The organism is Avibacterium endocarditidis (assembly GCF_002921145.1).
In the GTDB taxonomy this organism is placed as follows: Bacteria; Pseudomonadota; Gammaproteobacteria; order Enterobacterales; family Pasteurellaceae; genus Avibacterium; species Avibacterium endocarditidis.
Genome location: NZ_PQVI01000002.1, coordinates 1 through 11,523, shown reverse-complemented (window position 1 = coordinate 11,523; position 11,523 = coordinate 1). Strand labels below are relative to the sequence as shown.

At 40.1% G+C, this 11,523-nt stretch carries 11 protein-coding genes and 2 pseudogenes; 9 read left to right on the top strand and 4 right to left on the bottom strand.

Going from position 1 to position 11,523, the window contains the following annotated elements; all coding sequences use genetic code 11:
* Positions 1-41: 41 nt before the first annotated feature.
* Complete coding sequence (gene efp / locus C3Z13_RS00310; RefSeq protein WP_103854617.1) at positions 42-608, bottom strand: elongation factor P; 567 nt, start codon at positions 606-608, stop codon at positions 42-44.
* 34 nt (positions 609-642) lie between these two features.
* Between efp and epmB the strand changes: the two genes are divergently transcribed.
* The 3 genes from epmB to C3Z13_RS11975 all read left to right on the top strand — a co-directional run bounded on the left by epmB (position 643) and on the right by C3Z13_RS11975 (position 2,953).
* The gene (gene epmB / locus C3Z13_RS00305; protein WP_103854618.1) at positions 643-1,656 is read left to right on the top strand and encodes an EF-P beta-lysylation protein EpmB; all 1,014 of its coding nucleotides are present in this window, start codon (positions 643-645) and stop codon (positions 1,654-1,656) included.
* A gap of 93 nt (positions 1,657-1,749) precedes the next feature.
* The gene (locus tag C3Z13_RS00300) at positions 1,750-2,763 is read left to right on the top strand and encodes a hypothetical protein (protein WP_245872480.1); all 1,014 of its coding nucleotides are present in this window, start codon (positions 1,750-1,752) and stop codon (positions 2,761-2,763) included.
* The gene (locus tag C3Z13_RS11975; protein WP_245872479.1) at positions 2,744-2,953 is read left to right on the top strand and encodes a LysM-like peptidoglycan-binding domain-containing protein; all 210 of its coding nucleotides are present in this window, start codon (positions 2,744-2,746) and stop codon (positions 2,951-2,953) included. Before C3Z13_RS00300 ends, C3Z13_RS11975 begins: the two co-directional genes overlap by 20 nt.
* A gap of 86 nt (positions 2,954-3,039) precedes the next feature.
* Here the strand turns inward: C3Z13_RS11975 and rdgC are convergent, their stop codons facing one another.
* On the bottom strand, positions 3,040-3,945 hold the full coding sequence (gene rdgC, locus C3Z13_RS00295) for a recombination-associated protein RdgC (protein ID WP_103854616.1): 906 nt from the start codon (positions 3,943-3,945) through the stop codon (positions 3,040-3,042).
* A 70-nt stretch (positions 3,946-4,015) separates the two neighbouring features.
* Between rdgC and proC the strand changes: the two genes are divergently transcribed.
* The 3 genes and pseudogenes from proC to xerD all read left to right on the top strand — a co-directional run bounded on the left by proC (position 4,016) and on the right by xerD (position 6,892).
* A complete protein-coding gene (proC, locus tag C3Z13_RS00290; RefSeq protein WP_103854615.1) occupies positions 4,016-4,831 on the top strand; it encodes a pyrroline-5-carboxylate reductase in 816 nt (271 codons plus the stop codon).
* Positions 4,831-5,990: pseudogene (locus C3Z13_RS00285) on the top strand (3-phenylpropionate MFS transporter). The gene proC and the pseudogene C3Z13_RS00285 overlap by 1 nt, the downstream one beginning before the upstream one ends.
* 8 nt (positions 5,991-5,998) lie before the next feature.
* Complete coding sequence (gene xerD, locus C3Z13_RS00280; RefSeq protein WP_103854614.1) at positions 5,999-6,892, top strand: site-specific tyrosine recombinase XerD; 894 nt, start codon at positions 5,999-6,001, stop codon at positions 6,890-6,892.
* Positions 6,893-7,382: 490 nt separating this feature from the next.
* On the opposite strand, the pseudogene C3Z13_RS00275 reads toward xerD, so the two are convergent.
* Positions 7,383-8,610, bottom strand: a pseudogene (locus tag C3Z13_RS00275) (capsule biosynthesis protein).
* Between the two features lie 23 nt (positions 8,611-8,633).
* Positions 8,634-10,664, bottom strand: coding sequence for a capsular polysaccharide biosynthesis protein (locus tag C3Z13_RS00270; RefSeq protein WP_103854613.1), 2,031 nt, complete (start codon positions 10,662-10,664; stop codon positions 8,634-8,636).
* A 250-nt stretch (positions 10,665-10,914) separates the two neighbouring features.
* On the opposite strand from C3Z13_RS00270, the gene C3Z13_RS00265 reads away from it, so the two are divergent.
* From C3Z13_RS00265 to C3Z13_RS11790, 3 genes are all read left to right on the top strand, one after another.
* The gene (locus tag C3Z13_RS00265; RefSeq protein ID WP_103854612.1) at positions 10,915-11,145 is read left to right on the top strand and encodes an acyl carrier protein; all 231 of its coding nucleotides are present in this window, start codon (positions 10,915-10,917) and stop codon (positions 11,143-11,145) included.
* A gap of 3 nt (positions 11,146-11,148) precedes the next feature.
* Entirely contained in the window at positions 11,149-11,331 is a 183-nt protein-coding gene (locus tag C3Z13_RS11795) for a hypothetical protein (RefSeq protein WP_219827864.1), read from the top strand.
* A 2-nt stretch (positions 11,332-11,333) separates the two neighbouring features.
* The coding region (locus C3Z13_RS11790) for a hypothetical protein (RefSeq protein WP_219827863.1) at positions 11,334-11,523 on the top strand (190 nt) is incomplete at its 3' end.

The following is an 11,523-nucleotide window of genomic DNA, read 5'->3' as shown; positions in this document are numbered from 1 at the left end:
GTACTGTTGACGGTATTTTTGTATTTGCTTTACGCTGAAAATTACTTCACACGCGAAACATATTCACCAGAACGGGTATCAACTTTGATCACTTCGCCTGTTTGTACGAATAATGGCACACGCACCACTGCACCAGTGCTTAATGTGGCTGGTTTGCCGCCTGTACCTGCGGTATCACCTTTTAAGCCAGGGTCAGTTTCTACGATTTCTAATTCTACAAAGTTTGGTGGGGTTACCGAAATCGGCGCACCATTCCATAAAGTTACGATACAATCCGCTTGGTCTAATAACCATTTTTCTGCATCGCCAACCGCTTTCGCGTCTGCGGAATATTGTTCAAATGTTTCTGGGTGCATAAAGTACCAGAAAGCATCATCTTTATAAGAATAGGTTAAGTTGAGATCCATCACATCAGCCGCTTCTACAGACGTACCTGATTTGAAGTTTACATCTAACACTTTGCCTGAAATTAATTTACGAATGCGAGTACGAGTAAAGGCTTGACCTTTTCCTGGTTTTACAAATTCATTTTCAACGATCACGCAAGGCTCGCCATCTTGCATAAATTTTAGACCTGGTTTGAAGTCAGTGGTAGTATATGTAGCCATATTATCCTCAAATAAAAAGAGCTTGTTTTTAAAAGTGCGTATTTTAACCCGAAATATCCCCATTAGAGAAGTAGAAAATTGGGCAGATCATCTTGCGAATGCCATTTCTGATCCAAAAGTCTTGTTAGAACACTTAAATCTTCCTCTTTCTCTTTTTGAAAAAGATTTTGCGGCCCGCAAGCTGTTTGCGTTGCGTGTTCCCTTGCCTTTTGTGGAACGAATGGAAAAAGGCAACCCGAATGATCCGCTCTTTTTGCAGGCAATGACGTCTCATTTAGAATTTGTGCAAGCGGAAGGATTTAGCAAAGATCCCTTAGAAGAACAGCATACAGCTGCGCCAAATATTTTACATAAATATCACAACCGTTTGTTATTTATGGTAAAAAATAGCTGTGCAATTAATTGTCGCTACTGTTTCCGCCGCCATTTTCCTTATGCCGAAAACAAGGGCGATAAGAAAAATTGGCAAAAAGCCTTGGACTATATTGCGCAACATTCAGAAATTGATGAAGTGATTTTCTCTGGCGGCGATCCCCTTATGGCGAAAGATCACGAGCTAGAATGGCTGCTAAAACAATTAGAAAAAATACCGCACTTACAGCGTTTACGCATTCACAGCCGTTTGCCCGTGGTGATTCCACAACGAATCACGGAAAAACTCTGTGCTTTGCTGGCACAATCCCGCTTTCAAGTGGTGTTGGTTACCCATATTAATCACCCGAATGAAATTGATGACGCACTTGCCACCGCAATGGCGAAGCTGAAAATGGCGGGCGTTACGTTGCTCAATCAAGCGGTTTTGCTGAAAAACATCAACGATAATGCCCTCACCTTGAAAGCCTTGAGCGAGAAATTATTCGCCATTGGCATTCTGCCCTATTATTTGCATTTGTTCGATAAAGTGGAGGGCGCAAGCCATTTTTATCTTGATGATGAAAGTGCGGTGGAAATTTACAAAGAATTACAAAAGCTCACTTCAGGCTATCTAGTGCCGAAATTAGCGCGCGAAATTGCCAATGAGCCGAATAAAACTTTATATTCTGCCTAATTGCTAATGGAACAATGGCAAAATATCCTTTAAAATAAGCAAAATTTGCACCGCACTTTATTTTAGTGCTTTTATTAACATAAGGTATCAACTGTGACTGAACAACATAAACCAGAAAATAACGCAGCCAACAAGGCGCAAAGTGAACTTGATTTAGAATTTAATCAAATGGAACCGATTACCCCTAAAAAACCAGTTAGCCAAGAACCTTCTTTACTTGATAAAGCAAAAGAAATGGTGAGTTCGTTAGGCAAAAAAGAAGGGACTTCAACAGAAACCAACACAGTTGAAACAAGCGAAAGCGAAGTATTGGTAGAAAACAATGGCACAACAGAAGAAGTGGTTGTTGAACAAAGTACACAAACGCAAGATGAGCCGATCAGCAGAAATCTTAATAAGCCTGAACGTTGGGCTATTTTAGGTTTCATTCCACCAAAATATCGCCGTATTTTCATCGTGTTATTACTGGCGGTGATCATTTTATTGATTATCTCTTGGTTAAAACCAAGTTCAGATACCGTCAATGCGTTTGAACAGCCGTCAAACAGCATTCCAACGCAGTTCCAATCGCTCAATCAAGAACAGCCAATGGAAAATAATGTGTTGGATAACTTAAACCAAGGGCAGCCTGCACAACAAGCAGATACACAAAATGCTCAAGGTAGCAGTGAGAATGCGCAAACTACTGTGGCAAATGCAGAAAATAGTGCAGACAATGCTCAAAGCAATCCTGCAACAAGCCCTGAGCCTGTTGCCCAGCCAAGCGTTCAAACAGAGCAACCTGTTGTGCCAGCAGTAAAACCGCAACCAACACCCGCTGAGCCAAAACAAGTGGTAGAAACGGTGAAAACGGCAAGCAAACCTGCTGCGGCACAAACACAGCCGAAACCACAGCCTAAGCCTGTGGCAAAAGCGACAACGCAAACAACCAATACAAGCAAACCAAAAGCAGAAAGCAAAGCTCAAACTGCGAGAAAAGCAGAGCCAAAAGCGGAGAAAAAAGTCCCTAGTGGTGGAAGCAAAACCAGCAACGAACAAACCTACTGGCACAAGCAAAACCCTGACTATTCCGCAAGGCGTTTCGCTTATGCAAGTCTTCCGCGATAACAATCTGAATATTTCTGATGTGAATGCGATGACAAAAGCAAACGGTGCGGGCAATGCGTTAAGTAGCTTTAAACCGGGTGATAAAGTGCAAATTTCGGTTAATTCGCAAGGGCGTGTTGAACAGCTTCGCTTAGCCAATGGTAGCACCTTTATTCGTCAGGCAAATGGCACTTATCAGTATAAAAAATAAATCGTAAAAAAATAAACTGTTGAAAGAAACAAAAATGGCGGAATTTAATTTTCCGCCATTTTTTATCCTGACAAAAACGACAAAAATTACAACCGCACTTTCTCTCCGCCGAAATCGTCCAATAAATTTGACGTTAATTTAGCAAGAATCCCTGTCATCAACACAAAATCGGCATCAAAGCGTTGCGCCACATCTTCTTTCAAAATGTCGTCATTTTTTTCCCGCACTTCATCGGCAAACTTCAAGCGTTTTAAGGTGCCGTCTTCATTTAATACAAAGGTGAGATGCGCTTCCCATTCCAAAGCCAATTTGGTGATAGTTTTTCCAGATTGCAATAATGACAGAATTTCTTCCGCATCTAAGGCTTGCTGTTTGCAACGGATCACGGCGTTATCTTCACTGCCACGTAATTCGGCATCTTCCAATGCAATCAACCAATCTGGTGTGGCATCATTGCTCACCCAATGACTCATTGCTAAACTTGGATCATTGGCAAAAGCCAGCGGCACAACAGGCAGAGAGCCTAAGGATTTACGCAATAGTGCAAGGGCGTCCTCAGCACGCTTGCTTGAAGCCGCATCGACATAAACGAGCTGATTTTCACTATCCACCCAAATTGCCGTTTGCTGATATTTACTAAAGGCACGCGGTAGCAACATTGCCACCACATCGTCTTTCAGCGCTTGCTTTTCCACTTTCTTCAATTTGCGATTTTCTTTTTGCTCTAAATCAGCAATCCGCTGATCTAATTCGCGTTTTACAACGTGAGCAGGCAGGATCTTTTCTTCTTTGCGAGCCATTAATAAAATCTGTTTGCCCACCGAAAAATGTAACAACTCACTGGTTTTCAACGGTGAAACCCAACCAAATTTCTGCATATCCCCTTGACCACAAGGGTGAAACTCACATTGTGCAAGCTGTGCTTGCAACTGCTCGGCTGACCAATCTAATTCTTTAGTTAAACGATAGGCCATAACGTTCTTAAACCACATAGGCATTCCTTCTTTATTCGGGTAAAATGTGCCAACGAAAAACCTATTGTAACTGATCTTAAACAAAACTATGCAACAGAAATTAATTACTTTCATCGGCGGCGGAAATATGGCGCAAGCTATTGTGTTTGGTTTATTGAAACAGGGGTATCCTGCACAAAAAATTACCGTCAGCGATCCGAATGCAGATAAACTGGCGTTGTTTGCTGACCGTCAAGTGAATATTTCGCAAGATAATGTGCAAGCGGTACAAAATGCCGAAGTGGTGGTGTTAGCGGTAAAACCACAAGCCCTTGCGGAAGTGTGCCAGCCTTTAAGTGCGGTGGATTTTTCTGAAAAATTAGTGATCTCCATTGTAGCGGCAATTTCTGTGCAAAAACTCACCGCACTTTTGCCTAGCGCGCGCCATATTATCCGCGTTATGCCGAATACGCCAGCCTTGGTATCGGAAGGAATGGCAGGTTTATTTGCGGAACACAATGTTCCAGCCGATCTCAAAGCCTTTGCACAAGATTTAATGAGTGCCGTAGGGCAAGTTTGCTGGGTAGAGCAAGAAGATAATATGCACTTGATTACCGCTGGTTCTGGCAGTAGCCCCGCGTATTTTTTCTTATTTATGGAAGCGATGGAAAACGCCTTGAAAGCGCTCAATTTAGATGCACAAACCGCACGAATGTTGGTGCAACAATCCGCTCTTGGGGCGGCTAAAATGGTGCAACAACAGCCTGATGTGGCCATTTCTACCTTGCGTGAAAATGTGACATCAAAAGGCGGCACAACGGCGGCAGCGCTAAATGTTTTTCAGCAACAACAATTATCCCAAACTGTACAGCAAGCCATTGAAGCTTGCGTGCAACGTTCACAAGAAATGGAAAAATTATTTTGATGAAAATCAGCCCTTTTAATTGGTTAGCCTTGAGCTTTTTCGGCTATTACTGCGCCTATGGCGTGTTTGTGCCATTTTCCCGCGTGGTTGAAATCGCAATCTTACAACGAAGAAATCATCGGCTTTATTATTGCCAGTTCTTATGTTTTCCGCTTTTAGGTGGGATCGTTTTCTCCGCAATGATTAAAAAGAAGGGCATTTGCTCAATGCCTTACGGTATCTCGCTTGGGCAAGCTGTGGCGTAATGCTTTATATGAGCTTTGTGGCGGAAAGCTTCCCCTTGCTTTGCCTTGGTATAGCCTTATTTGCGATGATTAATGCGGCAGGAATGCCGTTAAGTGATACTCTTGCAACAACTTGGCAACAGCAAATTCATTTGGATTATGGCAAAGCGCGATTGATTGGTTCCGCTGCCTTTGTGGTAGGCGTTACGCTGTTTGGCAACATTATTGGCTTTATTGGTGAGAATTATACGGTATGGATTTTAACTGCATTGTTAGCCCTTTATGCCATAATGCAAATGACCACGCCAAAGATTTTGCCACAAGATACACAGACAAGTGCGGTGGAAAATTCCGTTGGATTTTTGCAGTTATTAAAAAATAAATGTACGTTACGTTTAATTATTGCCATTTCTCTTATTCAAGGTTCGCACGCCGCTTATTATGCTTATAGCGTGCTGTATTGGCAAAGCATCGGCATTTCTGTGCAGACAACCAGTTTACTGTGGGGATTAAGCGTGGTGGCGGAAATTTTGCTCTTTTTCTTTTCCACCAAATTATTCCGTTTCTGGAAAGTCAGCACCCTATTTTACTGTGCCGCCATCGCTTGTGTAGTGCGTTGGGGCGTGTTAGGCAGTGCGACAAGTCTTTGGCTAATTGCCTTAGTGCAATTATTGCACAGTTTAACTTATGCCCTTGGTCATTACGCCATGGTGCGTTACATCACCACGCAACCACAAAATGCTATGGCGAAATTGCAAGGCTTGTATAACGGCATTTCAAGTTCGGCGGTGATCGCCTTACTTACCGCATTGGCTGGCGTGTTATACCCAATTTCCCCACAAATGGCATTTACGTCAATGATGATTTTTGCCCTGCTCGCATTGCCGATTATTCCACGCAAGGTAGAAGCATTTTTGATTCGACGTGTGGAGTAGCCTTTTTGATGAAAGACAGCGCCTTAATCGATCTTTTTCTCAATGAACAATGGCTAGAAAAAGGGCTTTCGGAAAATACCATTCAATCCTACCGTTTGGATCTTAGTGCGGTGGCAAATTGGCTCGAAACGCAAAATCTCACCTTTGAAACCTTAGATGCCATTGATTTGCAAAGCTTTCTTGGTGAGCGATTGAACTTGGGCTACAAAGCTACAAGCACAGCAAGATTATTGAGCGCGTTGCGTAAATTCTTTCAATATTTATATCGGGAGAAATATCGCACAGACGATCCAAGTGCGGTGCTAACTTCGCCAAAATTGCCGAGCCGATTACCAAAATATCTAACAGAACAACAGGTTACGGATTTGCTCAACACCCCTTGCGTGGAAGAGCCGTTAGAATTACGCGATAAAGCAATGTTGGAATTGCTTTATGCTACAGGTTTACGGGTTACCGAGCTGGTTTCACTTACTCTTGACAACATCAGCGTGCAACAAGGCGTGGTGCGTGTCATCGGCAAAGGCAACAAAGAACGCATTGTACCAATGGGCGAAGAAGCCGCTTATTGGATCAAACAATTTATGCTTTATGGCCGAGCCGCATTGCTAGACGGACAGCCTTCAGACGTGCTATTTCCCAGTCGGCGCGGCACTCAAATGACTCGCCAAACCTTTTGGCATCGCATTAAACATTACGCCATTTTAGCGGATATTGACAGTGAAGCGCTCTCGCCTCACGTATTACGACACGCCTTTGCAACGCACCTAGTCAATCACGGTGCAGATCTCCGCGTGGTACAAATGCTCTTAGGACACAGCGATCTCTCCACCACCCAAATCTACACCCACGTCGCCAAAGAACGCTTAAAACACTTGCACGAAAGGTATCACCCAAGGGGGTAAAATTTGTGAAAAAACGACCGCACTTTTAATTCAGAAAAATATAGCTAGGTTCTATTTCAATACGTTAGGTTGAATTTTGAAGTGCGGTGATTTTTTGGAGATTTTAAGAAAGATAAAGAAAATTACTTTAAGAATAAATCTCCCCAACTTCTCTTTACTAAAGATTGGCTTAAAAACAAGCATACTAAATGTATGAAAGGAAAAATTAAATTCCCGTGTAAATTGCCTTTATTTTTAACAAATTTTTAGAAAAGTAACGCCGAGCGAGAGCGAAGCGAACATCAGGCTTACTTTTCGTGAAGAAAATTTGTTAAAAATGAAGATCAGCAATTTAGTCGGGGGCTTTTTTCTTTGCCTACTTTCTTTTGAGCAANNNAGAAAGTAGGTCGCTCAAGAGCGAAATCTGTTAGTTATTCCAAAGAAAAAGTAATTAGCTAAAATAACGATAGCGTAATTAAAAATATTTTAAATTTATGCCTAAATAAAATAATTACTCAATTTTTTCCTTAGGCAAAATCACCTTATTATAAAAGCTACCGTTGATTTGGGTTTTATGTAAATGATAAAGATGATATGCCTTAAATGCAGCGGCATCAGGTTGTTGTGGATTGTGCCAAAATTCTTCTAATGAGCCTTGATGGGTTATATCTGGAATGTCGTAATGCGTGCGTCCTAGTGTAATTACGGGCATATTATGGATTAATGCGGATAAGCCGCTGGTGCTGTTAAGCGTTACCATTCCTTTGCCGTGGCGAAGTAACACAGGCATTGGTATGTCATAGACATAAAACAAACGCCCTTGGAGTTCTGGGTGTTCTGAGAGATAACGCTGAATAACCTGTTTATAGCTGATAAATCCTCGATCCATTGGGTGATGCTTTACGATTAATTTTAGTGAAGTTGGGGCATTTTTTACAAAAGAATCTAACACATAGATCAAAAATTGTTCTACGCTATCGAAATCGCAATGTACCCTTACTTGGCTGTCATCATAAACTTGCAGCGGTAAAATATAAAAATCACCTAATTTATTTTTCTTAATTTTACGAATAAACATTGCTCTTTTATCCAATGATAAACACGCTTCATTCCTGAAATGAGCCATAGTTTTATATAATAATTGAGATTATAGACTCTATGATGTTTATAATAAGGGAATTCTTTTTCTTTGCATCTGGAGATTACATAATATTGTGTAGCAAGTTTTGCCATTGGAAAAAAACCGTTTGCTACTGGAATTGGCTGAGAAATTGGGGGGAGTTCTTCAGCTTGTTTTAAAAAAAATTGCTTATCTCTTGGTAACGGTGAATAGGCATTCACGCCTTCTTTTTCTAAGGTAACATAGTGCGGACGAAAATAGCCTTCTTCAAATACCCAAAAGGCACACCCTAATTTTTTAGTTACTGCTTTTGCTATACGATGGTAACGGCGACTATCGCCAAAGCACACTATTGTATCAATGTTATGATCTTTGCAAAATTGTAATAAGAAAACATCAAAATATTCTAATTTGCTGTTGTAATCAAAAATAAATTGATTATGAAGTGCGGTGGAAAAAAATATTTATCACCAGGGTTAAAATTTAATTTATAAACCGTTTTTTGCTGTGTTTCAGATAACCAATCCGCCAACTCTTTGAAAAAATGTCCAATAGGCCCTTGTAATAATAAAATCCGTTGTGAGCTTGCTACTAACTCGTTTAAATTATTAACAATCATTTTGTTCCCTTAGGTATAAATAGCTATTTCAGCCAAAAAGTGCGTACAAAGTAACAATATTTCCCTATTTTTTTGCTTAACCAACTCTTATATAAGCCCGTATCTTTCAATTGATTTTTTTGTTCCAACAATATCTTAACTGTGGTGCTTGCATTGGTTAATTGCATGGTATTAGGGTTAAGATAAAGTGGATAGTATAACAGAGTTCCTGCAATTAACTGCGCTAATGTTAATTTTCTTTTTCTACGTGGTAAGGCATAGGCATCAATCGTTAATCCCCAGTGGGCATAAAATGGTGAACCGTAGCAATATACCGTTTTCCCTCTTAATAATGCTTCAAAACCCGCTAAAGAAGTCATTGTATGGATTTCATCGACTGCTTGAATGCAATCTAAAATATTCGCCTCAGTCACAATTTGCTCAGCGTAAATCAATGCTTGCTCTTGTGCTACGTTACCTTTTCGGTTACCACTTAATACATCTGGGTGTGGTTTATAAATAATGTAAGCATCAGGGTGAGCTTGTCTAACCTGTTGCAGCAAAGTGAGATTAGATTGACACTGGGGTGAACCAAAGCGAATAGAAGCATCGTCTTCCACTTGCCCTGGCACTAAAAGAACTTTTTTCTCCGTATTTGGGCGAGCAAAGCCAGCAGAACCTACATTATATTTACCGATATTGGCTTGAATAAGCTGTTGCTGTATTTCTTGAGCTAAATCTTCATCTTTTTCTGAGAAAGCCGTATTCTGCAAAATAAATTCTAGCTGTGAAGGCTGCTGCGGATTAAAATAAATTCCCGAAGGATCAAGCACCAAAGAAAGTGGCGCAACAAGGTTTGAACCTAATCCCACAGAACGAATAAAACCATCTTCCATTCGCCAAATCGGAATATTATTTTGCTCCGCATAGGCTATGAATTCTGATTTTCCTTGCCCCCATAGCAATAATTTTGCATTTTTGCTCAGTTGAATTTTCTTAAACTTAGCAAACGAGGAGAGGAAATGTAAGCGACAGTTTGGTAAATGGAAAAAAGGTTTTAACACCGTTTTTTTCCACAAAGAAAGCCCAATGCAATAAAAATCGCCCACTAACACAGATTGCCAATGCTTAATCCAGCTTAAATAATGAATGACATCAAAAATATCACCTGTTTCACCAGTAAATGGATTAATGTAGCGGCTATACTGAAAATAAGCGGCATAGAAAACTTCATTTAATGTACTGGGCTTGCGGCGTTGTTGTGTGATAAGTTCAGCAACAAAAGGGTGGCGATCATCGGTTAATCCCCAGCCTGCGAACCAAGGCACACCAAAGGTTACCACTTCTTTACCTTGTAGCAATGCTTCAAATCCCATTTGTGAAGTAACGCAATATACTTTATCCACCTGTGATAACAAGGTTGGTGGATTAATGTCTTGACTAATAATTCTCACACGCGGTTGATCTAATAAATCGGTTAAATATCCCCGTTTTTTCCCTGCAATTACATCAGGGTGTGTTTTCACCCAAATTTCAGCATATGGATTTTCTTGCAATGCTGCTTGCAACATCTGACGAAAACTATTTTCATCAGCCAAGCCATATTGTACCGCCATATCACCAAATGTTTGATCAATAACCAATACGATTTGATTTTTATGTTCTGTGGCTATTGGCTCGCAAGGTGCGTGATTATATTTAGATAATTGCCATTCACGAATCAATGCCATTGCTTGATGAGATTGTTGCGCTTGCTCATCATTTAAGCTGCAACCAGCAATTAACTTTTCCAGTCGTGAAGGTTTTTCGGCTGCGTAGTAAATGCCCACATCGTCCACAACCAAAGAAAATGGCGGAAATCCTTCAACCCCTAATCCGATAGAGCGAAGAAAGCCATCTTCAAGCGCAATATAACGAAGATTATGCTTTACCGCATAATCCCGCGCTTTGTTTGCCGTTGGACGAAATCCCCAACCTATCACCGAATTTTCAAAGGAAAATGTTGGGCTATCCTTTAGAAAGTTGGATAGGTTAGGGATTTTTTTGATTCCGGAGGAAAAGATAATTGGGGTCATGGTTGTTCCACAATACGAAAATGTTGAAAACATATTAAAGTAGATATATTTAATATGCAACTAGCTTCAGTATCATTGAGAAATTATTCTTAATCATCTCATAAAAAACCTCAGTTCAGTGATAGGGTATATAAACATCTAGATTACTCACTAAAATGATAACTATTTTATTACCTAAAGCTAAAAAATATGGCATAATTCTTCTCCCTTTAGTTATAGAAATGATTACTTTTAATATGAGGATTTTATTATGTCAATATCTAATGAAGTTTTAACCTTAATCTCACAAGTCGCTCAAAAAAGAGTATCAGAAAATGAAGACTTACTGGCAACAGGCCTGATTGATTCAATAAGCGCTATGGATTTAGTAATGGCGATAAAACAAAAGTTTGGCGTTGATTTACCATTTGATCAGTTAGTTGATATTCTGTCAAATTCCGCAAACGTGATTCAATATGTTGAAAATAATTATAAAGGATAGATTATGAAATCACTGAATGACTTTGAAAATCTAGATGATTTTTTAGCATACTGCTTCAGCCAAAGAAGAGGAAAGGCGTTATCAAATAGCACTCAAGAATGTTCTTGGGAAGAACTTAATGTCAAAATGAAAGCATTTATTGAGGCTTATCAGCAAGTTGCCGATATTAGTAAAACATTCCTTTAATATTGCATGGTCATAAGGAAATTGATTTTGTTGTCGCTATTTATGCTTGTTTGCTAAATAAGATTCCATTTATTCCTGTAGATAGCATTTATCCAGAGAGTCGTATAACCAATATTTGTAATTTATCAAAAGCACGTTTTGTTTATCGTTCAGCAACCCAGACTTTTGAGAAGCAAACAGATGATGAAATTG